Annotated in this window: 20 protein-coding genes and 1 pseudogene; 7 read left to right on the top strand and 14 right to left on the bottom strand. The window is 75.4% G+C overall.

The genetic code is table 11. The features are described 5' to 3' along the window. Positions 1–26: 26 nt before the first annotated feature. The 7 genes from M1O15_RS14980 to M1O15_RS14950 all read right to left on the bottom strand — a co-directional run bounded on the left by M1O15_RS14980 (position 27) and on the right by M1O15_RS14950 (position 8488). The gene (locus tag M1O15_RS14980; protein ID WP_248634320.1) at positions 27–515 is read right to left on the bottom strand and encodes a DUF5709 domain-containing protein; all 489 of its coding nucleotides are present in this window, start codon (positions 513–515) and stop codon (positions 27–29) included. Between the two features lie 849 nt (positions 516–1364). Beyond that, on the bottom strand, positions 1365–1502 hold the full coding sequence (locus M1O15_RS14975) for a hypothetical protein (protein ID WP_248634319.1): 138 nt from the start codon (positions 1500–1502) through the stop codon (positions 1365–1367). A 105-nt stretch (positions 1503–1607) separates the two neighbouring features. Then, a complete protein-coding gene (locus M1O15_RS14970; protein ID WP_248634318.1) occupies positions 1608–2726 on the bottom strand; it encodes an XdhC family protein in 1119 nt (372 codons plus the stop codon). A gap of 40 nt (positions 2727–2766) precedes the next feature. Further along, positions 2767–4209: an NCS2 family permease gene (locus M1O15_RS14965; protein ID WP_248634317.1), complete on the bottom strand. Its 1443-nt coding sequence runs from the start codon at positions 4207–4209 to the stop codon at positions 2767–2769. 354 nt (positions 4210–4563) lie between these two features. Beyond that, positions 4564–6978: a xanthine dehydrogenase subunit D gene (gene pucD, locus M1O15_RS14960; RefSeq protein ID WP_248634316.1), complete on the bottom strand. Its 2415-nt coding sequence runs from the start codon at positions 6976–6978 to the stop codon at positions 4564–4566. Positions 6979–6983: 5 nt separating this feature from the next. After that, the gene (locus M1O15_RS14955) at positions 6984–7595 is read right to left on the bottom strand and encodes a (2Fe-2S)-binding protein (RefSeq protein WP_248634315.1); all 612 of its coding nucleotides are present in this window, start codon (positions 7593–7595) and stop codon (positions 6984–6986) included. A 2-nt stretch (positions 7596–7597) separates the two neighbouring features. Continuing rightward, positions 7598–8488, bottom strand: coding sequence for an FAD binding domain-containing protein (locus M1O15_RS14950; RefSeq protein WP_248634314.1), 891 nt, complete (start codon positions 8486–8488; stop codon positions 7598–7600). 438 nt (positions 8489–8926) lie between these two features. Here M1O15_RS14950 and M1O15_RS14945 point away from each other — a divergent pair, with 438 nt between their 5' ends. From M1O15_RS14945 to M1O15_RS14935, 3 genes are all read left to right on the top strand, one after another. Next, the gene (locus tag M1O15_RS14945; RefSeq protein ID WP_248634313.1) at positions 8927–10657 is read left to right on the top strand and encodes a PucR family transcriptional regulator; all 1731 of its coding nucleotides are present in this window, start codon (positions 8927–8929) and stop codon (positions 10655–10657) included. Between the two features lie 53 nt (positions 10658–10710). Continuing rightward, positions 10711–11676, top strand: a complete 966-nt coding sequence (locus M1O15_RS14940; RefSeq protein WP_372499471.1) for a pentapeptide repeat-containing protein — start codon at positions 10711–10713, stop codon at positions 11674–11676. Positions 11677–11964: 288 nt separating this feature from the next. Further along, positions 11965–12741, top strand: a complete 777-nt coding sequence (locus tag M1O15_RS14935) for a hypothetical protein (RefSeq protein WP_248634312.1) — start codon at positions 11965–11967, stop codon at positions 12739–12741. 32 nt (positions 12742–12773) lie between these two features. On the opposite strand, the gene M1O15_RS14930 is transcribed toward M1O15_RS14935, so the two are convergent. From M1O15_RS14930 to M1O15_RS14920, 3 genes are all read right to left on the bottom strand, one after another. Continuing rightward, positions 12774–13394 carry a DUF7691 family protein gene (locus tag M1O15_RS14930; RefSeq protein WP_248634311.1) on the bottom strand — a complete coding sequence of 207 codons (621 nt, stop codon included), beginning with the start codon at positions 13392–13394 and terminating at the stop codon, positions 12774–12776. An 81-nt stretch (positions 13395–13475) separates the two neighbouring features. After that, positions 13476–14966, bottom strand: a complete 1491-nt coding sequence (locus tag M1O15_RS14925) for a WD40 repeat domain-containing protein (RefSeq protein ID WP_248634310.1) — start codon at positions 14964–14966, stop codon at positions 13476–13478. A gap of 70 nt (positions 14967–15036) precedes the next feature. Next, complete coding sequence (locus tag M1O15_RS14920; RefSeq protein WP_372499470.1) at positions 15037–15825, bottom strand: GntR family transcriptional regulator; 789 nt, start codon at positions 15823–15825, stop codon at positions 15037–15039. A 62-nt stretch (positions 15826–15887) separates the two neighbouring features. On the opposite strand from M1O15_RS14920, the gene M1O15_RS14915 reads away from it, so the two are divergent. Both M1O15_RS14915 and M1O15_RS14910 read left to right on the top strand, forming a co-directional pair. Further along, positions 15888–16742, top strand: coding sequence for a (2Fe-2S)-binding protein (locus M1O15_RS14915; protein ID WP_248634309.1), 855 nt, complete (start codon positions 15888–15890; stop codon positions 16740–16742). Positions 16743–16989: 247 nt separating this feature from the next. Beyond that, entirely contained in the window at positions 16990–18114 is a 1125-nt protein-coding gene (locus tag M1O15_RS14910) for a DUF2637 domain-containing protein (RefSeq protein WP_248634308.1), read from the top strand. 146 nt (positions 18115–18260) lie between these two features. Here the strand turns inward: M1O15_RS14910 and M1O15_RS14905 are convergent. From M1O15_RS14905 to M1O15_RS14895, 3 genes and pseudogenes are all read right to left on the bottom strand, one after another. Continuing rightward, positions 18261–18707: pseudogene (locus M1O15_RS14905) on the bottom strand (ATP-binding protein); the annotation flags it as partial. 237 nt (positions 18708–18944) lie between these two features. Beyond that, positions 18945–20690 (bottom strand): pyruvate dehydrogenase, encoded by a 1746-nt coding sequence (locus tag M1O15_RS14900; RefSeq protein ID WP_248634307.1) that lies wholly within the window; start codon positions 20688–20690, stop codon positions 18945–18947. 55 nt (positions 20691–20745) lie between these two features. Then, on the bottom strand, positions 20746–22008 hold the full coding sequence (locus tag M1O15_RS14895; RefSeq protein ID WP_443735617.1) for a protein phosphatase 2C domain-containing protein: 1263 nt from the start codon (positions 22006–22008) through the stop codon (positions 20746–20748). A gap of 532 nt (positions 22009–22540) precedes the next feature. Here M1O15_RS14895 and M1O15_RS14890 point away from each other — a divergent pair. Together M1O15_RS14890 and M1O15_RS14885 are read left to right on the top strand one after the other, a co-directional pair. After that, positions 22541–23671, top strand: a complete 1131-nt coding sequence (locus M1O15_RS14890; protein WP_248634304.1) for a helix-turn-helix domain-containing protein — start codon at positions 22541–22543, stop codon at positions 23669–23671. Positions 23672–23784: 113 nt separating this feature from the next. After that, entirely contained in the window at positions 23785–24267 is a 483-nt protein-coding gene (locus M1O15_RS14885) for a DUF456 domain-containing protein (RefSeq protein WP_248634303.1), read from the top strand. Positions 24268–24309: 42 nt separating this feature from the next. Here the strand turns inward: M1O15_RS14885 and M1O15_RS14880 are convergent, their stop codons facing one another. Next, positions 24310–25752, bottom strand: a complete 1443-nt coding sequence (locus M1O15_RS14880; RefSeq protein ID WP_248634448.1) for a DNA-3-methyladenine glycosylase 2 family protein — start codon at positions 25750–25752, stop codon at positions 24310–24312. Positions 25753–25882 lie beyond the last annotated feature (130 nt).

Below are 25882 nucleotides of genomic sequence, written 5' to 3'. Positions count from 1 at the left end.
AGATGTCCCCGACCCGGTGCCTGTGCTCATCGCGGGATCTCGTCCTCGTCGTCCGGCACCGTGTGCATCGCCGCCTCCTCCGCCGAGGCGGCGGCCCCGTCGATACCGACGTCGGTGGCCACCACGTCCTTCTCCTCGTCGCCGTGCGCGCCCTCGTCGGGTGCCACCAGCCGCCCGGACCGCTCCCGGCCCACCTGGTCCCCGCCGGCGACCTCGCCGTCACCGCCGGGCAGGTCACCGATGCCGTCCCCGGGTGCGACGTCGTCCAGCGTCGGGTCCGGCACCTCCTCGGCCAGCCGCTGGTCCAGCGACTCGCCCTCCCGCTGCTCCCGCGCGGTCGTGCCGTGGTCCTCCACGGCGTACGGGCGCTCCGGCGGGGAGTACCCCTCCTCGTACGGGTCGGCGTCCCGCTCCGAGAGCGTGTCCTCCGGGTCGAGGATGCCGGTGTCCTCCCGCTCGTCCGCGTCGTCGGGCTGGTGGTAGACCTCGTCGCCCATGCTCTCGTCGCTGTCCATGCGGCCTCCTCTGGTACGTGCGGTTCAGGCCCACGGCCCACGGCCGTGTCCGGCTCGCCTGATCGCGTATCCAGCCTGGTACAGGTCACACATCCCGGCACGCCGGGGTGGTCCGGGCGGGGCGGTGGGCGGCTCACGCCGCCGGTGTCCGGGCCTGCCTGCCGCCCGGTGGGTGCGCTGATGGGGGGCGGGTCTGCGCTTGGTTGCGGTCCGGTGGCCGGGTGCGGGCCTGGCTTCGCTGACGCGGGGTGGGTCTGAGCTGGGTGCGACCGGGGGGCCGGGCGCGCGCCCGGTGGGTGCGCTGACGCGGGTGGGTCTGTGCTGGTGGCGGTCCGGTGGCCTTTCGCCGGTCCGGTGGTCGGGTCCGCTCTGCGGTGGGTGGGGGCGTGGGCACTCCGGGCTCACGTGCTCGCGGCTCGTGCTTGCACGTCAGACGGTCAAGCGAACCGTTCGACTTACACTCGTCCGCTGCGCGCGCGACCCTGCGTACCCCCACCCGACCGGCGGCCGACTGACCCGTCTCGCCGTGGCTGATGACCCCCGGGCCGACGGCCCGAACCACCTCTTACCGGGCCCCGCCCGGCCGCGGGCTCCCTCCTCGGGGCACAGGCCCGCACCGGCCGGACCTCACCGCGCGGCGGGTGAGACGGCACGCCGGCTCCGGTCCCGGACCACTTCGCACCCGGGCCCCATTTTCCGGGCCGAGGGCCCGCACCGATCGGGCGCCGTCGCCCGGTGGGATGTACGGCCCTCACCGGGCTCCGGCCCTCGTACGTACCGCCGCGCCGGCGCTATACCCCCGCGACGGGGCCATGCCGGGCCCAGGGCCCGCACCAACGGCGGTGCGGGTCAGGCGTCCGCGGTCCAGTCGAGTACCTGGGAGGCCTGTTCCTGGGTCTGTTCGGCCAGCTTGCGGGTCTCGGTGAGGACGTCGCCCTGCTCCTCGACGAGCTGGTCGTAGATCGGGCTGGTGGGGTGGGCGGTCATGGGGGGTCTCCTTGCGGGGCGGGGCATGCGGGTCGGGGCGTCCCCGGCGCGCAGCTCGCCTGCCCAGGGGTGGCGGGGGCATGCCGGAACGTGGCGCAGGACACGTCAGGCCACCGGGTTCAGGCGGGTGTCGTGGTGGATGGGGGTGTGCGCCCCGGTGAGGGAGGCGCCGCTGCCGCCGCGGCGGGTGGCGACGATCTCCGCGCCGATGGAGAGGGCGGTCTCCTCGGGGGTGCGGGCGCCCAGGTCGAGGCCGATGGGGCTGCGCAGGCGGGCGAGGGCGGGTTCGCCGACGCCGACCTCGCGCAGGCGCCGCTCGCGGTCGAGGTGGGTGCGGCGGGAGCCCATCGCGCCGATGTAGGCGACGGGGAGGGTGAGGGCGAGTTCGAGGAGGGGGATGTCGAACTTGGCGTCGTGGGTGAGGACGCACAGGACGGTGCGGGAGTCGGTGGGGGTGGCGGCGAGGTACTCGTGGGGCCAGGCGACGACGATCTCGTCCGCGTCGGGGAAGCGGGTGGCGGTGGCGAAGACCGGGCGGGCGTCGCAGACGGTGACGTGGTAGCCGAGGAACTTGCCGACCCGGGCCAGGGCCGCGGCGAAGTCGATGGCGCCGAAGACGATCATGCGGGGGGCGGGGGTGCTGGACTCGATGAGGAGAGTGAGGGGCTGCCCGCAGTGGGAGCCCTCCTCGCCGAGGGTGAGGGTGCCGGTGCGGCCGGCGTCGAGCAGGGCGCGGGCCTCCGCCGCGGCGGTGCGGTCCAGCTCGGGGTGGCCGCCGAGGCCGCCCTCGTACGAGCCGTCGGGGTGGACGAGGAGGGCGTGGCCGAGGAGGCCGGCAGGGCCCTCGGTGATCCGGGCGAGGGCCGCCGCCTGGCCTTCGGCGGCGGCCCTGAGGGCGGCGGGGAGGACCCCGCCGCGTACCGGGGTGACGAGGATGTCGATGAGACCGCCGCAGGTCAGACCCACGGCGAAGGCGTCCTCGTCGCTGTAGCCGAAGCGTTCGAGGACGGGTGCGCCGTCCGTGAGGGCCTGTCGGCAGAGTTCGTATACGGCTCCTTCGACGCAGCCTCCGGAGACCGACCCGATCGCGGTGCCCTCGCTGTCCACGGCGAGGGCGGCGCCCGGTTGCCGGGGCGCGCTGCCGGTGACGGCCACCACGGTGGCCACGGCGAAGTCGCGTCCCTGCTCGACCCACCGGTGCAGCTCCTCGGCGATGTCCAGCATGTCGGCCTCCTTGGCTACGGCTGTGTGAGGGGTTCCCAGGTCAGTGCCCGTTACCCATGGCGAAGTAGAAGACGAACACCGCCGAGAGGACCCACATCAGCGCGCTGGGCTCGCGCCACTTGCCCTGGGCGGCCTTGATCGCGCAGTAGGCGATGACGCCGGCGCCGACACCGGTGGTGATGGTGTAGGTGAACGGCATCAGGACGACCGTCAGGAAGACGGGGACCGCGACCGACCAGTCGGTCCAGTCGACGTGGCGGGCGTTCTGGAGCATCATCGCGCCGATGACGACCAGGGCCGCGGAGGCGACCTGGCCGGGCACCAGCTGGGTGAGCGGGGTGAAGAAGAGGCACGCGGCGAAGAACAGGCCGGTGACGGTGGCCGAGAGGCCGGTGCGGGCGCCTTCGCCGACTCCGGTGGCGGACTCGATGAAGACGGTCTGGCCGGAGGCGCCGGCGGCGCCGCCGACCACGCCGCCCGCGCCGTCGATGAACAGGGCCTTGCTGAGGCCCGGCATCCGGCCCTGGGCGTCGGCGAGCTTGGCCTCCTGGCCGACCGCGATGATCGTGGCCATGGCGTCGAAGAAGCCGGCCAGGACCAGGGTGAAGACGATCATCGAGACGGCGGCGTAGCCGACCTTGTCCCAGCCGCCGAACTCGATCGCGCCGAGCAGGGAGAAGTCCGGCATGGAGACGACGCTGCCGTGCAGGACGGGGGCGGTGCCGCCCCAGGCCTTCTCGTCGATGAGGCCGGTGGCGGTGGCGGTGACGGAGATGACGGTGCCGACCACGATGCCGATCAGGATGGCGCCGGGGATCCTGCGCGCCTGGAGCATGAAGATCAGCAGCAGGGTGAGGCTGAAGAGGGCGACGGGCCAGCCGGTGAGCGAGCCGCCGACGCCGAGGGTGACCGGGCCGCCGGCGGTGCTCGGGCCGACGAAGCCGGCCTTGACGAAGCCGATGATCGCGATGAAGAGCCCGATGCCCATGGTGATGCCGTGCTTGAGGGCGAGCGGTATCGCGTTCATGATCACTTCGCGGACGCCGGTGACCACCAGGAGGCAGATCACCGCGCCGTAGATCGCGCACATGCCCATGGCCTGGGGCCAGGTCATCTCGGGCGCGACCTGGGTGGCGATCACGCCGGCGACGCTGAGGCCGGCCGCGAGGGCCAGCGGGACCTTGCCGATGAAGCCCATCGCCAGGGTGGTGACCGCGGCGGCCAGCGCGGTGGCGGTGATCAGGGCGGGCTGGCTGAGCTTGTCCCCGTTCACGTCCCCGCCGCCGAGCAGCAGGGGGTTGAGGAGCAGGATGTAGGCCATCGCCATGAAGGTGGTGATGCCGCCGCGCACTTCCTTGGCGACGGTGGACCCTCGGTGGGTGATGTGGAAATAGCGGTCGAGCCAGGATCGGCCGGCGGGGACTCGGGAGCCGTTGCCGGCTTCCTCCGCTGCGGTCCTGGGCTCCACGGACGACTGGGTCATGGTGCCTGTTCTCCCAAGGTTCAAAGGGGCACCCGCGCGCAGAGGGGCGCATCTGCGGGATTTGGGATGGTGCGTTGGCTGCACGACCCGGGGGACGGCCCGAGACGAACGGGGTCCGCGCGCGGCGTGGGGGCCGCTGGGCGGGGGTGCCGGCGCTTACACGGGTACGCGGACGGCGGGTGCGGGGTCGTCCCGCGTGGGGGTTCTCCGGGCGGTGCGGCGGGTGGAAGTGTGACGTTCCCGGGAGGCACGCACCGCCCGGAGGTCTGACGGGCCCCGGGTGCGGGGCCGGCAGGTCTCCGGGGTGTCCCCGCCCGGTGTGTGGTGGGCCGGGCGAGGGATCCGGAGGGGCTTTCAGGGGGTGCCGGTGAGGTGTTCGGGTCGTACCGGCGTCCTGGTGAGGTCCAGGCCCGTCGCGTTCCGGATCGCCGCGAGGACGGCCGGGGTGGACGACAGGGTCGGGGCCTCGCCGATGCCGCGCAGGCCGTAGGGCGCGTGGTCGTCGGCGAGTTCGAGGATGTCGACCGGGATGGTCGGGGTGTCGAGGATGGTGGGGATCAGGTAGTCCGTGAAGGAGGGGTTGCGCACCTTCGCGGTCTTCGGGTCGACGACGATCTCCTCCATGACGGCCATGCCCAGGCCCTGGGTGGTACCGCCCTGGATCTGGCCGAGGACGGAGAGCGGGTTGAGCGCCTTGCCGACGTCCTGGGCGCAGGCCAGTTCGACGACCTTGACCAGGCCGAGCTCGGTGTCCACCTCCACGACCGCGCGGTGGGCGGCGAAGGAGTACTGGACGTGGCCGTCGCCCTGGCCGGTGACCAGGTCGAACGCCTGGGTGGGACGGTGGCGCCACTCGGCCTCGATCTCCACCGCCTCGTCGGCCAGGACCTCGGCCAGGTCGGCGAGGACCTCGCCGCCGTCGGTGACCACCTTGCCGCCTTCGAGCAGCAGCTCGGCGGTGGCCCAGGCGGGGTGGTGGGTGCCGAACCTGCGGCGGCCGATCGCCAGGACCTTCTCGCGGACCAGCTCGCAGGAGTTCTTGACCGCGCCGCCGGTGACATAGGTCTGCCGGGAGGCGGAGGTGGAGCCGGCGGAGCCGACCCGGGTGTCGGCGGGGTTGATGACCACCTGGGTGACGCCCAGCTCGGTGCGGGCGATCTGGGCGTGCACGGTGATGCCGCCCTGCCCGACCTCGGCCATCGCGGTGTGCACGGTGGCTACGGCCTGGCCGCCGACGACCTCCATGCGCACCCGGGCGGTGGAGTAGTCGTCGAAGCCCTCGGAGAAGCCGACGTTCTTGATGCCGACCGCGTAGCCGACACCGCGGACGACGCCCTCGCCGTGGGTGGTGTTGGACAGGCCGCCGGGCAGGGCCCGTACGTCGGCGCCGGCGGTGCTCTCCCACTGGCGCTCGGGCGGCAGTGGGCGGGCCTTGACCCGGCGCAGCAGCTCGGCGACCGGGGCCGGGGAGTCGACCCGCTGGCCGGTGGGCATCAGGGTGCCTTGCTCCATGGCGTTCATTTGCCGCAGCTCGACCGGGTCCATGGCGAGGGCCTTGGCGAGCTTGTCCATCTGGGCCTCGTAGGCGAAGCAGGCCTGGACCGCGCCGAAGCCGCGCATGGCGCCGCAGGGCGGGTTGTTGGTGTAGAGGGCGACGGCCTCGATGTCGACGTCCTCGACGGCGTACGGGCCGACGGCGAGGGAGGCGGCGTTGCCGACGACGGCCGGGGAGGCGGAGGCGTAGGCGCCGCCGTCCAGCACGATCCGGCAGCTGATGTGGGTGAGCCTGCCGTCGCGGGTGGCCCCGTGCTCGTAGCGGAGCCTGGCCGGGTGGCGGTGGACGTGCCCGAAGAAGGACTCGAACCGGTTGTAGACGATCTTGACGGGCTTGCCGGTGCGCAGCGCCAGCAGACAGGCGTGGATCTGCATGGACAGGTCCTCGCGGCCGCCGAAGGCGCCGCCGACGCCGGAGAGCGTCATCCGGACCTTGTCCTCGGGCAGGCCGAGGACGGGCGCGATCTGGCGCAGGTCGGAGTGGAGCCACTGGGTGGCCACATAGAGGTCGACGCCGCCGTCCTCGGCGGGAACGGCGAGGCCGGACTCGGGGCCGAGGAAGGCCTGGTCCTGCATGCCGAAGACGTACTCGCCGGTGACGACGACATCGGCGCGCCTCGCGGCCTCGGCGGCGTCGCCGCGGACCACCGGCTGGCGGTGCACGATGTTGGGGTGCGCGACATGGCCGGCGTGGTGGTCGTCGCGGTGCGGGTGGAGGATCGGGGCGCCGTCGGCGAGGGCGGAGGTCTCGTCGGTGACCACGGGCAGCTCCCGGTACTCGACCCTGATCCTGGCGGCGGCGCGCCGGGCGGTCTCCGGGTGGTCGGCGGCGACCAGGGCGACCGGTTCGCCGTGGTGGCGGACCACCCCGTCGGCGAGGACCGGGGTGTCCTGGTACTCCAGGCCGTACTTCGTGACGTCGGTGGGCAGGTCGTCGTGGGTGAGCACGGCGTACACCCCGGCCTGGGCGAGCGCCTCGGACACGTCGATGGAGACGATCTCGGCGTGCGCGGTGGTGGAGCGCAGGATCTGGCCCCAGAGCATGTCCTCGTGCCACATGTCGGACGAGTAGGCGAACTCGCCGGTGACCTTGAGGGTGCCGTCGGGGCGGAGGGTGGACTCGCCGATGCCGCCCCTGGTCCGCGAACCCTGGGTGACCTGGGTCGGGGTGCCGGCGGGGGTGGGGGTGGCCGGATTGCCGGTGGGGTTTGGCATGGGGATCAGACCGCCTCTCCCTGGCGTTCCTGGCGGGCGGCCGCCAGGCGGACGGCGTCGAGGATCTTCTCGTAGCCGGTGCAGCGGCAGAGGTTGCCGGCAAGCGCCTCGCGGATGTCCTCGTCGGAGGGTGAGGGGTTGCGCTCCAGCATCTCGTCGGCGGCGACCAGCAGCCCGGGGGTGCAGAAGCCGCACTGGACGGCGCCGGCGTCGATGAAGGCCTGCTGGACGGGGGCGAGCGCGGTGCCCTCGCCGGTCTGGGAGTCCGTACCGGTGGCGGACCAGCCCCGGGCGTCCTGGAGGCTGGTGCCGGGCGCGGCGCAGGCGCCGGTGGCGCAGTGTCCCCCGTGGCCGTGTTGCTCGCGCTGCCGGGCGTAGTCGGCGAGGCCCTCGACGGTGACCACCTCCCGGCCCTCGACCTGGCCGGCGGCGACCAGGCAGGCGCAGACCGGCACGCCGTCCAGGCGGACCGTGCAGGAGCCGCACTCGCCCTGCTCGCAGGCGTTCTTGGAGCCGGGCAGGCCCAGCCGCTCCCGCAGCACGTACAGCAGGGACTCGCCCTCCCAGACGTCGTCGGCCTGCTGCGGGCGTCCGTTGACGGTGAGGTTCACGCGCATGGTCAGACGGCTCCTTCCAGGGCGTGTCCGGTGGAGCGGTACTGCTCCCAGGTCCAGCCGAGGGTGCGGCGGGCCATGACGCCGACGGCGTGGCGGCGGTACGCGGCGGTGCCGCGGACGTCGTCGATGGGGTTGCAGGCGCCGGCGGCGAGGGTGGCGAACTGCCGGGCGATGGCGGGGGTGAGCACGGCGCCGCTGTCCCAGAAGCCGCCCTCGTCGAGCGCGGCGTTCAGGAAGGCCTCGGCCTCCTTGGCGCGCACCGGGGTGGGGGCCGCGGAGCCGATGCCGGTGCGCACGGTGCGGGAGTCGGGGTGCAGGGCGAGGCCGAAGGCGCAGACCGCGATGACCATGGCGTTGCGGGTGCCGACCTTGGAGAACTGCTGGGGGCCCGCGGCCTTCTTGATGTGGATGGCCCTGATCAGCTCGTCCGGCTCCATCGCGTTGCGCTTGACGCCGGTGTAGAAGGCGTCGATCGGGATGAAGCGGGAGCCGCGGACCGACTCCACCTCGACCTCGGCGCCGGCGGCGAGGAGGGCGGGGTGGGCGTCGCCGGCCGGGGACGCGGTGCCGAGGTTGCCGCCGACGCCGCCGCGGTTGCGGATCTGCGGCGAGGCGACCGTGTGGGCGGCGAGGGCGAGGCCGGGCAGTTCGGTGCGCAGGTTCTCCATGATCCGCGTGTACGGGACGGAGGCGCCCAGGCGGACGTTCTCCTCGCCGACCTCCCAGTCGTGGAGCGGCTCGACGCGGTTGAGGTCCAGGAGGTACTCGGGCCGCCGGTGGTCGAAGTTGATCTCGACCATGACGTCGGTGCCACCCGCGAGGGGGACGGCCGAGGGATGCTCGGCCTTCGCGGCGAGCGCCTCCTCCCAGCTTGCGGGGCGAAGGAAGTCCATAGCGGCTCTCTTCTTCGGATCGGGGGGACCACGGGTGGCCGGGGGTCCGCGCGATCCGTCGCGATGGCGGGGCTCCCGGTGGCGGGTGGTCGGTTACTCGTGGGGCCGGCTGCTTCTCGGGGGGGGCTTCCGGGTGGGTGGGGATCGGCCGGCCCGGCGGGTTCGTGTTCATGTGCTGTTCACGCCTCGTGGGCCCAGTACACCCAGCGGTGCTCCACCCGGTGCAGTCACCGAAACCATGAAGGAGTTGGCTGGGCACCCCCTCGGTCTTGTAGATTCGAACGAAAGGCGCGGAGCGGTAACCTCTCCGTTTCCCCCTGGAAACGGTGGCCACAGCCCACCGGCGACATCGAGACACCTCGTGGCCCGGCCCGCCACCCTTCGCCCACCCCTCCCCTCCCTCACGACTTTCACGAGAACAGATCGGCGGACGACGACATGCGGCTGCGCGCACTGCTGGAGACCGACGCGCTGGGCCTCAGGCTCCTCGGCGGCGAGGACGAGCTGGACCGCACGGTACGTGGGGTGATGACCACCGACCTGCGGGACCCCAGCCGCTACCTGTCCGGCGGTGAGCTGGTGCTGACCGGGCTGGCCTGGCGCCGGGACGCGGCGGACTGCGAGCGGTTCGTCCGCATCCTGGCCGGCGCGGGTGTCGCCGGGCTGGCCGCCGGCGAGGCCGAGCTGGGGGCGATCCCCGACGACCTGGTAGAGGCGTGTTCACGCCACCATCTGCCGCTCTTCGCCGTCCATGAATCCGTTGCGTTCGCAACGATCACCGAGCATGTCGTTCGACAGGTGTCCGGCGAGCGGGCCGGCGACCTGGCGGCCGTGGTGGACCGCCACCGGCGACTGATGACCTCCGGACCGACCGGCGGCGGCCCGGAGGTCGTGCTCGACCTGCTCGGCTCCGACCTGGACCTTCACGCCTGGGTGCTCTCCCCCACGGGCCGCCGGATCGCCGGGGCCGGGGCGCCGCTGCCGGGCGACCGGGGCGCCCTGCTGGCCGGCGAGCATCTGGCCGCCACCCGCACCGGCCGCCGCGGCCCGCACCGCGCGGTCATCGGCGGAACCACCTACTCCCTCTTCCCGATCCGGAACACCGGCCGTACCACCGCCCCCGCCACCGCCCGGGACACCCGGGACGTCCGCGAGACGGTGCTCTCCGACTGGCTGCTGGCCGTCGAGGCGGACGCCGGCGACTGGCCGGCCGCCCGGCTGGACCTGCTCCAGGGCGTGACCCAGCTGATCGCGGTGGAACGGGACCGCCGGGACGCGGCCCGTACGGTACGGCGCCGGCTCGCCCAGGAGGTGCTGGAGCTGGTGCAGACCGGCGCCCCGCCCGCCGAGATCGCCGCCCGGCTGCGGGTGGCCGCCCCGGTGCTGCTGCCCGGCCTCGGCTCCGCCCCGCACTGGCAGGTCGTGGTGGCCCGGGTTGAATGGGGCGAGGGCGGCGCGGCCGGCCTGGACGCCGGTCCGGTCGCCCAGTCGCTGCTGGAGGAGATCCTGGTCGACCCGGCGACCTCCGGCCCCGACACGGCCGACCGGATCGCGGTGGCCCACACCGGGGACGAGGCCATCGCGCTGGTCCCGCTGCCCGCCGCGGCCGACCTGGACGGCGCCCCCGCCGAGAGCACCGGCGAGGACCCGGCCGAGGACGGCGCCACCGGCCCGGGGCTGCACGCCGAGGTGCTGCTGACCGCCGTGCAGAACCCGCTGTCCGCCGGCCTCGCCGACGACGGCCGGCTCACCCTCGGGGTGAGCGCCCCGGTGCACTCCGCCGAAGGGCTGCGCGGCGCCCTGGAGGAGGCCCGGCACGCCCGCCGGGTGGCCGCCGCCCGCCCCGGCCGGGTCTGCGCGGCCGGGCACCACGAACTCGCCTCGCACGTCCTGCTGCTGCCGTTCGTCCCCGACGACGTGCGCCGCGCCTTCACCGCCCGGCTGCTGGACCCGCTGCGCGACTACGACCGCCGCCACCGCGCCGAGCTCATCCCCACCCTGGAGGCCTTCCTCGACAGCGACGGCTCCTGGACCCGCTGCGCCTCCCGGCTCCATCTGCACGTCAACACGCTGCGCTACCGGATCGGCCGCATCGAACAGCTCACCGGACGCGACTTGTCCCGGCTGGAGGACAAGCTGGACTTCTTCCTGGCCCTCCGGATGTCCTGAAAGACTGTTCCGCCAACGCACGGACGACCGCCCCACCGCTCGACGAGGACCAGGTGAACGACTCCTCCCCCGCCCACCCCGGTGACCGCCCCGCCGGGACCGGGCAACCGCTCCCCCTCGTCGCCCCCGACCCGCTGCGCGGCGACTGCGCCCACTGCTTCGGGCTGTGCTGCGTCGCGCTGCCCTTCACCGCGTCCGCGGACTTCGCCGCCGACAAGCCCGCCGGTACGCCCTGCGGCAATCTGCGCGAGGACTCCCGCTGCGGCATCCACGACCGGCTGCGCGGCTCCGGTTACACCGGCTGCACGGTCTACGACTGCTTCGGCGCCGGCCAGAAGGTCTCCCAGGTCACCTTCGGCGGGCGCGACTGGCGGCGCGACCCGGCCGCCGCCCGGGAGATGTTCGCCGCCTTCCCCGTCGTACGCCAGCTGCACGAACTGCTGCGCCACCTGACCGAGGTGCTGCGGCTGGCGCCCGCCCGCGCCCTGCGTCCGGAGGTACGGGAGGTGCTGGCCGAGACCGAGCGGATGACCCTGCTCACCCCGGCCGAACTGGCCGCCCTGGACGTCGCCGCCCACCGCGCCCGCGTCGGCGCCCTGCTGCTGCGCGCCGGGGAACTGGCCCGCGCCGACGTGCCCGGCCGCAAGCGCGACCACCGCGGCGCCGACCTGATGGGCGCCCGACTGCGCGGCGCCGACCTGCGCGGCGCACTGCTGCGCGGGGCGTATCTGATCGCCGCCGACCTGCGCGGTGCCGACCTGCGCCAGGCCGACCTCCTCGGCGCCGACCTGCGTGACACCCGGCTGCACGGCGCGGACCTCACCGGCGCGCTCTTCCTGACCGAGCCCCAGCTCACCGCCGCGCACGGTGACGCGGCCACGAAGCTGCCGGCCGGCCTGCCCCGCCCCTCCCACTGGCCGGACACCCTCACTCCCCCGCCCGCTCCCTCCCCCCAGCCCCGCCGCGGCCGCCCGCGCGACTCCGGCCGGCCCCGCCGCGGCCGCCCCCACCGCCCCTGACCGGCACCGGGACCCGGAGTGCCCGGTGGGTGGGGGCGAAGACCTGGCTCCGGCTCCAACGGGCTCCGGCGGCGGGCGCGTTCACCAATTCGGGGGAATCGGGTGGGGGCCGGTGGCGGTGCCGGGGCGAGGGGGTGAGGCCTTGGCGGCGGGTGAGGGGCGCTCCCTGGGAGCGGTCCGCTGTCCCGGGATTGTGAATTGTTTCACTCATCCCTCTTGGCGGGCCCCCCGATCCATGCTGAGATTCTCCGGACCCAACAGCTCAATGGTGTGCTCGGGGAGGGCGATGTGGCGCATACCGTCGTGTCCGGATCCGGAACGGCCGAGAGCGACGATCCCCTCCAGACCGCGGTGTGGCGGCTGCGTTCGCGCGGCTGCTGGAGCGACGCGGCCGAGTTGCTGACCCCCTCGGCGGGTGATCCGCCGGTGGCCCTCCAGCGGGCGGCGCTGCTGATCGAGCGGTGCCTCTACACCGAGCGGGGCTGGGCGGAGGCCGAGGACGCGCTGCGCGCCGCGGAGGCCGTCGCCCGGGACGACGACGAACGGGGCGCGGCCGCCTGTGAGCGGGGCTATCTGGCGTACGCCTCCACCTTGCTCGGGGTGCGCGACCGGGCGGACGAGGCGCGTGCGGCGCTGGGCCGGTCCGCCGCGCTCTACGCCCCCGCCGCACCGGGCCGGGCGCTGCTGGACTTCCGGCGCGGCCTGGTCGCCCAGAACCTGGCGGACTCCCCGCAGGCGGCCCGGGCCGCCTACCGCCGCGCCCATGCGGCCGCCGCCGCCCGGTGCGACGACTTACTGCTCTCCTCCACCTGGCGCCACCTCGCCGGACTGGCCCTGCGCGAGGGCGAGTTGGCGGAGGCGCGGCACGGCTTCGCCGAGTCGCTGCGGCTGCGTGAGGAGCTGGGCTACCTGGTCGGTACGGCACCGGCGCTGGCGTCCCTCGCGGACGCGGAGACCGAGCCGGAGGCCGCCCGGCTGCTCTCGGAGGCGCGCCGGCTGTTCCAGCTGCTCGGCGGGGTGCCGACCTGGCTGGCGGCCAAGCTGGCGGCCGCGCCGGCGGCCTGAGGTGATGTGACGACGGGCTCGCGGACTGGTGGTCAGAAGCGGAAGCCGATGACGCCGAAGCCCGGGCGCCTCGCCGCGTGGCCCATCCAGCCGAGGCACTGGGAGACGGCCTCCTCGACCTCGGGCTCCAGGGACGGTGCCCGGCCGGACTCGGCCTCCGCTCGCCGGGCGGTCTCGAACTGCTCCAGCGCCCGGGCTATCCGATCGGGCGTCCACTCGCCGCAGCCGAGCTCCCAGGTGGACGGCACCGGCGCGGGCGGGCCGCCGTAGCTGAAGTCCTCGACGGACACGGCGGTGACGCCCACGGCCTTCAGGCCCTCGTCGACCTCCGACAGCCAGGCGCCCCGGTGCGGGGTGAAGCAGGCGTTGTCCAGGAACGAGCCGGTGAGCGAGCAGAGGCGCTGGTAGGCGTAGCCGTACTGGAAGGCGTGGTCCGGGTTGTCGCTGAACGGCCCGCCGTGGACGACCGCGTGCAGGGCGTCGTACGCCGTGGGGGCGCCGCCCTCGATCGCGTCGGCGAAGTAGTCGTCGTCGCGGGCCAGCGAGTCCGCGAAGTCGGTGCGGACCACCTTCAGCAGCTGCTCGTCACGGGACCCGACCAGGGCACGGGTGGCGGCGGTGTCGAGCAGATACACACTCAGGGAGGAACTCATGAGAGTGACGGTAGAGGGTGGCACTGACAGTGCCTCCGGGCACTGAGCCGGCGGCACCATCGCGGCCGGCGCCGTACCGGGTCAGGCGGCCGGGGCCAGGCAGAGCAGCGCCTCGTCCATGCCGATGACAAGGGTGCCCGCGCCGGTGACGGCGACCGCACGGACCGGTGGGCCGGGGCGGAAGTCGAGCGGTCCGGCGCCGCCCGGCCGGTGGAGCCGTACCAGGCCGTCCGTCCAGGCGGCGGCGAGCACCGTCCCGGTGCCGGTCCGGGCGGCGTGCACGGCGGCGACCGGGCAGTCCCGCCGGAGCAGCGGGGTGGCGGTGGCCCCTCGGCCGGGGCGCCAGGCCCGTACGGTGCCGTCCGCGCCGCCGCTGTAGACCGTGACCCCGGACCGGCCGCCGGGGGCGGCCAGCGCGCTCGCGGCGGTGACCCGGCCCCGGTGCGCGGCCGTCTGGTGGAGGCCGGTCGCCTCGAAGGCGTGCAGCGAGCCGACCCGGTCCCCCACGACGAGGGTGCCGGCGGCGGCGGTGAGGGCGCTGCCGGGGTGGGCGGTGAGCACGGCGGCGACGGCGTCGGTGAGGGGGTCGGAGTGATCGGCGCCGGAGGGGCGATCGATACCGATAAGGCCATCGAGGTGGCCGGTGGCCAGTCGGCCGCGGTCGTCCAGCCGCAAAACCCGCCCGTCGGCTAGGGGCGCCAGGGCCCGGATCCGCCGGCCGGTGTCCCAGGGCCGCCCGGCCGGGGTGCCGTCCTCGGGGTGGACGGCGTGCAGCCGGCCCGCCGGGTCGGCGGCGAGCAGCCGGCCGGCCGCGGTGGCCAGCGCGCCGACCGGGCCGGGCCACGGCGGGCGGATGTCCCCCTGGACCCGGTTCCAGACCACCCGCCAGGGCGCGGTCGCCGCCTGGGCGGCGAGGGCGGGGCGCAGCCGCGGGTCGGCGGCGTCGGACAGCGCGGCCAGCAGTACCAACGCACGCCGGGCGGGATCGGGTTCGGCGCAGAGCGCCTGCCCGGCCCGCAGCCAGGCCGGGCGCAGCCCGCCGTGGTCGTCCTCGTCGGCGGCGTAGGCCGCGGTGACCGCCAGCGGGTCGGCGGCGCACACGGCGAAGGGGTCGTCCAGCCGGCCGAGGCGGAAGGTATGGCCGCCGGCGCAGCCAGGACGGGAGGGGTGGCCAGGGGCGGCGTCCGGTCGCCTCGGGCCGCCGGTCGGGCCGCCGGCGGTCTCGGGGGTGGCGGGCGGCTCGGGGGCCAGCTCCAGGGTGCCGCGGCGGACGGCGGCCAGCCGGGTGTGGGCGGGGCTGCCGGGGCGGGCGGTGACCCGTAGCCGTACCGTGCCCAGCTCCGCCAGCCACTCGACCAGTTCGCAGACCGCGAGCGGTTCGCGGGCGGCGTCGGCTCCGCTCAGCGTGAGGGTTCGCCGCCGGGGGTCGGCGGCGAGCGCGGCGACCAGCTCGGCGGGGGTGCGGGCGACCACGCCGAGCCGTCCGGCGAGCGTCCACACCACCCCGAGCACGCTCTGCCCCGCCAGTGCGACATCCGCGGTCCGCGTCCCGGCGGGCGAGGTCTCGGTCACTGGGGCTCCCGTGAGGCGGTGCGAAAGGCCATCAGGTATACCCCACCGGCCCCGGCCGGCGGGGCGGCGGTCAGGGCTGGGCACCGGTGAAGTGCTCCCGTACCAGCGCCTGGACGACGGTGAAGTCCTGGGCGGCCAGGGCGTCGAGCAGCGCGGTGTGCTCGGCGGCGTCGGCCAGCAGGTCGGCCTGGCGGGGGGCCGGTCCGGAGACCAGCGGCCACTGGGAGCGGCGGTGCAGGTCCTCGGCGACGGCGACCAGTTGCTCGTTGCCGTCGAGGGCGAGCACCGCGCGGTGGAAGGCGCGGTCGGTCTCGGCGTAGTGGGCGCGGTCGCCGCGGGCGGCGGCGCCGGCGGTGGCCTCGGCCAGCGGGCGGAGCGCGTCCCAGCGGGCGGCCGGGACGGTGCGGGCGAGCCGCAGCATCACCGGCACCTCGATGAGCGCCCGTACCTCGGCGAGCTCGGCCAGCTCGCGGGCGGTGCGGCGGACGACCCGGAAGCCGCGGTTGGGCACCACCTCGACCGCGCCCTCGACGGCCAGCCGCTGCATGGCCTCGCGGACCGGGGTGGCGGAGACGCCGAGCCGCTCGCCGAGGACCGGGGCCGAGTACACCTCGCCGGGTGCCAGCTCGCCGCTGACCAGCGCGGTGCGCAGCAGCTCCAGCACCTGGGCGCGGACCGAGTGCCGGTGCACCGGCGCCGCCGGGGCGCGGGCCGCGGGCACGGCCGTGTGCGGGCGCGCGGACGCGCCTGAGTGTCCTCCGCCGTACTCCACTCGGGGCCTCCTGGCTGCCGGTACCTTGGCCCGACTCGCGGTGCGAGGGGCCGGTGTGCACGATAGGTGGACGGGGCCGTCGTTCACACCTTCGCGAGATCCTGTAAGGTAAGCCTTACCTACCAACGATCTGATGCGGTGGTCACCCGATGTCCGTCTCCGCTCTGCTGCCCGCCCAGGCGTCCCCCGTCGCGGATGCCTATGCGCGCCTGGCCGAGGTGTTCCCCGGCCTGGCCGTGCGGGAGCTGGCGCACGGGGAGGAACCGCCGCGGGAGTCGGGCTGGGTGGGGGCCTGGGAGCTGGCGGCGGGCGGCGCCGCGGTGGACGGGTTCCTGGCCTGGGACGACGCGCAGGTGCTGCGGGACTACGGGCAGCGGGCGCGTCCGGACGTGGTGGCGAGCTTCGGGCTCCACCGGTACGCCTGGCCGGCCTGCCTGCTGGTGACCGTGCCGTGGTTCCTGCACCGCAGGGTGCCCCGGATGCCGGTGGCGGACGTCGCCTTCCAGCGGGCCCTGGGCCGGATGACGGTGCGGGTGCGCGAGTTCGCCTGCCTGCCGGACGACCCGGCGGCCGTGCTGCCCGGTGCCCGGGTGGTGCCCGACGAGGAGGCGCTGCGAGCCGAGGTGCGGGCGGCCGTGGCCGACCATCTCGGAGCGGTGCTGGAGGGCTTCGCGCCCCGGATGCGGCGCGGGCGGCGCGCCCTGTGGGGGATGGCGACCGACGAGATCGTCGAGGGCCTGTGGTACGTGGGGCATCTGCTGGGCGAGGAGCGGCGCGCCATGGCGGAGCTGGCGCTGCTGCTGCCGGGCTCGGCGGCCACCAAGCCGTATGTGGGCTCCGCGGGCTTCCGCGAGCTGAGCGGCCCCTCGGGCGAGACGCTGCCGACCCGGGACCGGGCGAGCTGCTGCTTCTTCTACACGCTGCGCCCCGAGGACACCTGTGTCACCTGTCCGCGCACCTGCGACGAGGAGCGCGTCCGCCGGCTGGCGGCGCCCGTCGCCTGAGGCCGCCCGAGCCCCGCGTCCGGATCGGCCCGCTTCACCCTGCCCGCCTTCCATGCCACCCGTTCGAGTGGCGTGATGCGAACACAACCCTGCGCCTCTGCACGGGCGTTCGAGGATTGCGGCCCCGTTGCCGGGCCGGACGGCCCCGTTGGCGTGCTCTTGTCCCGAAACCGCGCCGGGCCCCGCGGCCGTGGGCCAGGATGACCGCCGGAACTCCCCCACCGCGAGTGATGCAAGGGACTGGCGCATGAGACTGACCGACATATCGCTGGACTGGCTGCTTCCGGGCGCTGTGATGCTGGTGGGTGTCGTGGCGGCGGTGGCGGTCCTGACCCGGGCCCGCAAGGCCGGGGAGAAGGCACCGGCGGACGACTCCTGGGAGCGCACCGAGGAGCGCCGGCGTCGCAAGGAGGCGGTCTACGGCACCGCCTCGTATCTGCTGCTGTTCTGCTGCGCCGCGGTCGCGGCCGCGCTCTCCTTCCACGGGCTGGTCGGCTTCGGCCGGCAGAACCTCAGCCTGTCCGGCGGCTGGGAGTACCTGGTCCCGTTCGGCCTGGACGGCGCGGCGATGTTCTGCTCGGTGCTCGCCGTGCGGGAGGCCAGCCACGGCGACGCGGCGCTCGGCTCGCGGCTGCTGGTGTGGACCTTCGCCGGGGCGGCGGCCTGGTTCAACTGGGTGCACGCACCCAGGGGGCTGGGGCACGCCGGGGCGCCGCACTTCTTCGCGGGGATGTCGCTGTCGGCGGCGGTGCTGTTCGACCGGGCGCTGAAGCAGACCCGGCGGGCGGCGCTGCGCGAGCAGGGCCTGGTGCCCCGTCCGCTGCCGCAGATCCGGATCGTCCGCTGGCTGCGGGCGCCCCGGGAGACCTTCGGCGCCTGGTCGCTGATGCTCCTGGAAGGCGTACGCACCCTGGACGAGGCGGTCGACGAGGTCCGCGAGGACCGGCGGGAGCGGGAGCGCGCCCGGCAGCGGCAGCGGGAGGAGCGGAAGCTGGAGCGGGCCCGGCTGAAGGCCTTCAACCGGCAGCACCGGGCCTTCGGTCTGGGCCGGGGCGGCCGGCAGGTCGACGTCCGGGCGGCCGCCGCCATGGGCGCCGGTCCGGGGCCGCTGGAGGTGGGCGCGGCGCCGAGGGCCGGGGCGCTGGAGGGGCCGGGCACGGGGGGCCTGGGCGGCGGGTCCGCCGCGGAGCCCGCCATATCCGGCGCGGAGCAGCTGCCGCTTCGCCAGCGGCCGTCCCTCCAGGCGGTGAAGCCCGCGGGGGGCGAGCCGCCGCGGACCGTCGATCTGACCGCCGAGGACGACACCCAGGCGCTGCCCCGGCTGGACTCGCTGGAGCAGAAGCTCAAGCACCTTGAGCAGCAGTTCGGCTGAGCGGTTCGCTCCGGTCGGCCTTCTGCTCCGGACGCCCCCGGCTTCCCCGCCCGTCAGGCGGCGCCGGGGGCGCTCGCCTGTCCGGGGATGTGCGGCATGCCGGGCCTCGCCGGCTCCGCCGAGGGGGTGTCCTGGGGCCGGCCGCGACCGGTGGCCAGCTCGAACCAGACCACCTTGCCCACCCCGTCCGCCGAGACGCCCCAGGAGTCGGCGAGCGTCTGCACCAGCATCAGCCCCCGCCCGTGGGTGCCGTCCTGGACGGTCGGCTCGCGGGGGGTGGGCAGTACGCCGGTGAAGTCCCGTACCTCGACCCGCAGCGCGGCGCGGGGCGCGGGGCCGACGGTGGCGGTGACCACGGCTCCCCGGTCGGTGTGCACCAGCGCGTTGGTGACCAGCTCGGTGGCGCACAGCTCGGCCGAGGCGGCGTCCTCACCCTCCGTCCAGTGGTGCCGCAGCAGCTCCCGTACGGCGCGCCGGACCTCCGGTACGGCGGTCAGCTCGGCACGTGCGACATGCCGGCGCCATCGGTCCGGCCGCCCCGTGCCGCGGACGCACCCCTCGGACACCGCTCCGGCCCCGCTCTGACGCCCCATCGTCTCCCCCACCCGCACGTCGACTGCCCTTCTGCTCGAACAGGTTCACGGGATGCATGCCCGTGCCTGCGCAGCGTCACGCCTTCGGCGGCCCTCCGCCTAGAGGCGTCCGGGGGGCGCACTGCTCCAACAGGGGCTCTTGGCCGGGGTACGGGGCGGGGTGCGGCGCCGGTGCCGTGCGCGGGTCCGCGCGCGCCCCGTACCGGAGGCGCTCCCGGGGCCGCGGCCGTGTGGTGTCTAGGGGCGCGGGACGTTGCGGAGGTTGGAGCGGGCCATCTGGACCATCCGGCCGACCCCGCCGTCCAGCACCACCTTGCTCGCCGAGAGGGCGAAGCCGGTCACCATCTCGGCCTTGATCTTCGGCGGGATGGAGAGCGCGTTGGGGTCGGTGACCACGTCGACCAGGGCCGGCCCCGGGTGCCGGAAGGCGTCCTTCAGCGCGCCCGCCAGCTCCTTGGGCTTCTCCACCCGTACCCCGTAGGCCCCGGCGGCGCGGGCGATGGCGGCGAAGTCGGGGTTGCGGTTGTCCGTGCCGTACGCGGGAAGCCCGGCCACCATCATCTCCAGCTCGACCATGCCGAGGGAGGAGTTGTCGAAGAGCACGATCTTGACCGGCAGGTCGTGCTGGACGAGGGTGAGGAAGTCGCCCATCAGCATCGAGAAGCCGCCGTCGCCGGAGAGCGACACCACCTGCCGCCTGCGGTCGGTGAGCTGGGCGCCGATGGCCTGGGGCAGGGCGTTGGCCATGGAGCCGTGGCTGAACGAGCCGATGATCCGGCGCCGCCCGTTGGGTGAGAGGTAGCGGGCGCCCCAGACGTTGCACATCCCGGTGTCGATGGTGAAGACCGCGTCGTCGTCGGCGAGTTCGTCCAGCACCGCGGCGACGTACTCGGGGTGGATGGGGGTGTGCTTGTCCACCTTGCGGGTGTACGCCTTGACGACCCCCTCCAAAGCCTCGGCGTGCTTCTTCAGCATCCGGTCCAGGAACTTCCGCTGGTGCTTGGTGCGCACCCGCGGGGTCAGACAGCGCAGCGTCTCGCGGACGTCGCCCCACACGGCGAGGTCCAGCTTGGAGCGGCGGCCGAGGTGCTCGGGGCGCACATCCACCTGGACGATCTTCACGTCGCCCTGGGGCAGGAAGGCCTGGTACGGGAAGTCGGTGCCGAGCAGGATCAGCAGATCGCACTCGTGGGTGGCCTCGTAGGCGGCGCCGTACCCCAGCAGCCCGCTCATCCCCACGTCGTACGGATTGTCGTACTGGATCCACTCCTTGCCGCGCAGGGCGTGGCCGACCGGGGCCTTGACCCGCTCGGCGAAGGCCATCACCTCGGCGTGCGCCCCGCGGGTGCCGCTGCCGCAGAACAGGGTGACCCGGTCGGCCTCGTCCACCAGCTTCACCAGGGCGTCGATCTCCTCGTCGCCGGGGCGCACGGTGGGCCGGGAGGTGACCAGGGCGTGCTCGTAGGCCTTGGCCGGGGCGGGCTCGGCGGCGATGTCGCCGGGCAGCGCCACCACGCTGACCCCGCCGCGCCCCACCGCGTGCTGGATGGCGGTCTGGAGCACCCGGGGCATCTGCTGCGGGCTGGAGATCAGCTCGCAGTAGTGGCTGCACTCGGTGAACAGCCGGTCGGGGTGGGTCTCCTGGAAGTAGCCGAGGCCGATCTCGGCGGACGGGATCTGGGAGGCGAGGGCCAGCACCGGGGCCATCGACCGGTGGGCGTCGTACAGCCCGTTGATCAGGTGCAGATTGCCCGGCCCGCAGGAGCCGGCGCAGGCCGCCAGCCGCCCGGTGATCTGCGCCTCCGCGCCGGCCGCGAACGCGGCGGCCTCCTCGTGCCGGACGTGCACCCAGTCGATGCCCGGGGTGCGGCGGATGGCGTCGACCACCGGGTTGAGGCTGTCCCCGACGACGCCGTACAGCCGCTGCACCCCGGCGCGGGCGAGGATGTCGACGAACTGTTCTGCCACGCTCTGTTTGGCCATGGCTCCATCCACGCACGGCCGCGGCCGCCTCGCCTCCCACGCACCGCCGGGCCGGTTACGCCTCCCAGACGGCCGCGCACGTACGGTCGTCGGCGTACCCCTTCACCCGCAGCTGGGTGTCGGCGAGGAAGGCGGCCAGTCCGGGCGGCGCGCCCGTGCCCCAGCGGGCGGCCAGCTCGTCGGCGAGCGCCGGTTCCCCGCGTACCGGCTCGGCGAGGCCCCGCCCGGCGAGCAGCAGCACATCGCCGGGGCGGGCCACCGAGGCGCGGAAGCGGAACGGCTCGGGCGGCGGCTGCACCGGGCCCGGCAGATAGCCGGCCGGGGGCGGGGTGAGGCCCAGGTCCAGGGTGAGCCGCTCCCCCTCGGCGGTCTCGGCGGGCACGTCCGCCGCCCCGGGCGGCGGGGTAGCGCGGTCCTTGTCCGGCGGCGGCAGCGGAGGCACCGGGGGCTCGATGTCCTGCCAGAAGCCGTCCCGCAGCCGGAACAGCCCGCCGTCGCCGACGCCGAAGAACACCCGGGTGCGGCAGGCCGGGTCGGCGGTCAGCAGCAGGCAGCGCAGCCCGGCGGTGTACGCCTCGGCCGGGACGCCGAGGTCGGCGGCGCGGCCCCGGAGCCTGCCGTAGGAGCGGTCGGTGAGCCGGTGCAGTCCGGACTTGAGGTCCCGTCGGCGGCCGGAGCGGATGTCCTCGGAGAGCCGGGCGTGGCTGCGGCCCACGGCCTCCGCGATCCAGCGGCTGACGTCGGCGGCGGCCCGGTGGGCGCCGGTGGCGGTACGGCCGCCGGTGGCGACGGCGACCAGCAGCAGCGCCCCCTCGCCGGTGCCGAACCGGGCGGTGAGCAGGGCGTCGCGCCGCTGCTCGCCTCGGTAGCGGGCGGAGTCGCCGCGCACCGAGGCGGCCCGCAGGGTGCAAGGGCCGTAGCGGGCGCCGTCCAGCACGGTGTCGGCGGTGAGCTGGTCCAGCTCGTCCGGGTGCGCCGCGGGCAGCGCGGTGGGCTCCGGGTCGTAGGTGGGCGGGCCGTCGCCGACGTGCGCGGTACGCGGCCGGGGCACCCCCGCCGGGGCCTGCGGCGGCGGTACGCCGGGGCCGGGCGGCGCGCCGGGGAACGTGCGCGGGGTGCGCCGCTCGTGCGCCGCCTCCTCCCAGGGCGCCGGGGGACGCGGCTCGGGCCGCGGCGAACCGGCGGAGGGCGAGGAGGGCGGCTCGGCCGGGTCGGCGCGGTCGCCGGACTGGTCCGGATCGCCGCCGTACAGCTTGTCCCACCAGTCGTCGTCCGGGGCATGGGTGGGCTCCCCCTGGGGACTCATACCCCTCATCATCGACCGCGCGGCGGCCGGGAAAACGGCCGCCGGGCAAATGTGCTCATCGGGCCGGATGGCCGGAAGGGGTCCGCCGGGCGTCCCCACCCCCCACGGGAAGGACGCCCGGCGGACCGGTCTCATGGCCGTCGGCCGGACGGCGGCAATGGCAAGTGGCGGTGGCGGCGCCCCATGCGGCCGGTGCGGCCGGTGCGGCCGGTGGCGGTCAGTACGGCTGGGGTGGCTGCCCTCGGCGCCGTACGCGCCGCCGGTGCCGGGCGGTTCGCCGTACGGGATGCCCCTCGGTCGCAGGTCGCCGGGCGGGGTGCGGGGGTGTCGCCGTGCCTGCCCTCGGGGCCCCGGATGTCGTGCCGGGGAGGAGCCGCGCAGGTGGGGTGGTGGTGCGGTGGTGTCACCGTGGCAGAGCTGCGCGGGGTTCGGGGGCGGAGCCTCGGGCGGGTTTACGCCGTGGCCGATTCCCGCCACAGTGGTGCCCGGCACCGGGTGGCGGGCCGGACGGGCCTGAGCAGGCCGGGAGAGGTGGGGCGGGGCTGTGCTGGGGGCGATAGGGCTGGACGAGCGCCAGGAGACGGCGTACCGCGCGCTGGTGGCGCTGGGGGCGGCCGAGGTCCCGGACCTGGCGCGCCGGCTGGCGCTGCCGGAGCCGGAGACCGAGCGGGCGCTGCGGGGGCTGGAGTCGCAGGGGCTGGCCGCGCAGTCCTCGGCGCGTACCGGCCGGTGGGTGGCGGCGCCGCCCGCGGTGGCGCTGGGGCCGCTGCTGACGCAGCAGCGGCACGATCTGGAGCAGGCGGAGCTGGCGGCGGCCGCGCTGGCGCAGGAGTACCGCGCGAAGGCCGCCGAGCCGGCCGTGCACGACCTGGTGGAGGTGGTGACCGGCGCGGCAGCGGTGGCGCACCGCTTCCGCCAGCTCCAGCTGGGCGCCGCGCGGGAGGTGTGCGCGCTGGTGACCGGTGAGCCGGTGGCGGTGACCGGGCCGGAGAACCAGGCCGAGGAGACGGCGGTGGCCCGCGGGGTGGCCTACCGGATCGTGGTGGAGCGCTCGGTGCTCGCGCTGCCCGGAAGCATCGGAGAGCTGTCCGCCGCACTGGGCCGGGGCGAGCGGGTACGGGTGGTGGACCGGGTGCCGACGAAGCTGGTGGTCGCGGACGGAACGCTGGCGATGGTCCCGCTGAGCGGGCGGGGAGCCGAGCCGGCCGCCCTGGTGGTGCACGCCAGTGGGCTGCTGGAATCGCTGACGGCGCTGTTCGACGCGGTGTGGGGCGTGGCGCTGCCGCTGCGGCTGGGCGGCGGGGACGTGGTGGGCGAGGACGGTCCGGGCGGTCCGGACGCCACCGATCTGGAGGTGCTCTCACTGCTGCTGGCCGGGCTGACCGACGCCAGCGTGGCCAAGCAGCTCGATCTGGGGCTGCGGACGGTGCAGCGCCGGGTCCGGAACCTGATGGAGCTGGCCGGGGTGACGACCCGGCTGCAACTGGGCTGGCATGCCCGGGAGCGCGGCTGGATGTCCCAGGACGGGGCGGCGGCGGACGGCCTCGGGGGTGAGGGCGACGGGGGTGCCGGCATCCGGGGCGATGGCGTCGGGGGTGAGGGCGACGGGGGCGCCGGTGTCCGGGGCGAGGGCGACGGGGGCGAGGGCGTGTGGGACGGGTCGCTGCCGGGGTGAGCCCTGTGCCGGACCGGCCGGTGTGAGCACCGGCCCAGGTGGCCGGGGAGCGGCCTGGGGGGGGCTGGGGCGGCCGACCTGCGGGGGGCGGGAGGGTCCTGCACTCTGTCCCCATGGGCGCGTGGCAGCTCCTCCTGGTCGGCTTGGTGCTGCTGCTCGGCCTGTTCGGGGTGCTGGTGCCGGGGGTGCCGGGGCCGTGGCTGGTGTGGGCCGCGGTGATGTGGTGGGCGCTGCATGTCCGGACCGGGCCCGCTTGGTGGCTGCTGGTGGGGGCGAGCGGGTTGATGCTGGTGACCCAGGTGGTGGTGTGGCAGCTGCCGGCCCGCCGGGTGCGGCCGCTGGGGGTGACCGGCCGGATGGTCGCGTACGCGGGGACCGGGGCGCTGCTCGGGTTCGTCCTGTTGCCGGTGGTCGGGGTGGTGCCGGGGTTCGTCGGCGGGATCTACCTCGCCGAGCGGTTGCGGCTCGGTGGGCACGGGCAGGCGGCCGCCGCCACCCGGGCGGTGATGCGGTCGGCCGGGACGAGCGTGCTGGTGCAGCTCTCCGCCTGCCTGCTGGTGGTCGCCGCCTGGGTGGGAGCCGTCCTCGCCGGTTGAGACGTCCTGCGCGGACGGGGGCTGTGGAGGTCCGGCGGCGGCTCAGGCGGCGCGGCCAAGGGCGGCCACGCCGTCGGCGGTCGGCGTCAGGGCCAGATAGCGCGCGGCATAGCTCCGCCAGGGCCGCCACTCGGGGCGGTCGGCCGCCGGGTACGGGGCGGTGTCCGGGTCGCCGAGCGCGCGGGTGCGGATCAGCGCGGCGGCCTCGGCCGTGACGCCGGGCAGCGCGCGCAGCGCCCGTTCCGCCTCCTCCCGGTCGGCTCCCGGGTCCAGCCGAAGCCGCCCGGAGGCCAGCGCCTCGGCGAGCGGTCCGGCGACGGGGTGGCCGGTCAGCGCCCCGGGCTCCGGGAACAGCCGGGTCATCCCGGAGCAGGGCACCTCCAGCGGGGTGCCGTGCTCGTCGACCGCGCGCCGGGACTCCTCGGGTCCGAGCACCGTCCGCAGGGCGTACTCCTCGGGGTCGGCGGCGCCGGGCGCGCGCACCCCGGGCCGGGCGGCGACCAGCGGGCCGAGCAGTGGATCGGCGCCCAGGTGCTCGGCCACCGCGTAGGGGTCGGCGTCCAGGTCGAACAGCCGGCGCAGCCGCTGTACGGCGGTGGTGAGGTCGCGCAGGTCGGCGAGGTGGATACGGGCCTCCAGCCAGCCGCGCCCCGACCGGCCGCCCCTCCCGCCCCCGCCCCCGTTTCTGTCCCCGGTCCCGTCCCAGGTGGCCTCGTCGGCTTCCGCGACGGCGGCGATGCCCTGGCCGTGCGGGAGGCGCAGGGTGCGCCGGTAGACGCGGGCGCCGGGAGGCCCGGTGACCTCCTCGATGCCGGGAACGGCCTCGTCGGCCAGCAGGTCGAAGACCTCGCGGGCCGCGTAGGGGCCGCGGTGGGCGAGCCGCAGCGGCACCCCGGCCGCGGTGGCCGTCGGGCGGGACCGGCGGCGGGTGGCGGACTCGGCGCGCAGCCCGCTGGGGGTGCGGGCGTAGATCCGGCGGATGGTGTCGTTGAACTGCCGCACGCTGGCGAAGCCGGCCGCGAAGGCGATGTCGGTGACGGGCAGTTCGGTGGTCTGGAGGAGTACCCGGGCGGTGTGGGCGCGCTGGGCGCGGGCCAGGGCCAGCGGGCCGGCGCCCAGTTCTGCGTTGAGCTGCCGCTGGATCTGCCGGGCGCTGTAGCCGAGCCGTCCGGCCAGGCCGGGGACGCCCTCGCGGTCCACCACGCCGTCCCCGATCATGCGCATGGCCCGGCCGACGACATCGGCGCGTACGTTCCAGGCGGCCGAGCCGGGCACGGCGTCGGGCCGGCAGCGACGGCAGGCCCGGAAGCCGTGGCCCTGGGCGGCGGCCGCGGTGGGGTAGAAGGCCACGTTCTCCCGCTTGGGGGTGACGGCCGGGCAGCTGGGGCGGCAGTAGATGCCGGTGGTCGCCACGGCGAAGAAGAACTCCCCGTCGAAGCGCGCGTCCCGGCTGCTGACCGCCTGGTACCTGCTCTCCTCGGTCATCACGTCCGGCGCGGCGCCCACCGGGACGTCCGCCGCCCTGTCCGTCATCGCTTCCGTCGTCACGCCCTCCAGTGTCCGCCCTCCCCCGGGGCCGGGCTGGCGGCTTTCGGACGCGGCGCTCCGGGAGGGG

It is taken from the genome of Streptomyces lichenis (genome assembly GCF_023218175.1).
In the GTDB taxonomy this organism is placed as follows: domain Bacteria; phylum Actinomycetota; class Actinomycetes; order Streptomycetales; family Streptomycetaceae; genus Streptomyces; species Streptomyces lichenis.
This window is presented reverse-complemented; position numbering and strand designations above follow the sequence as displayed.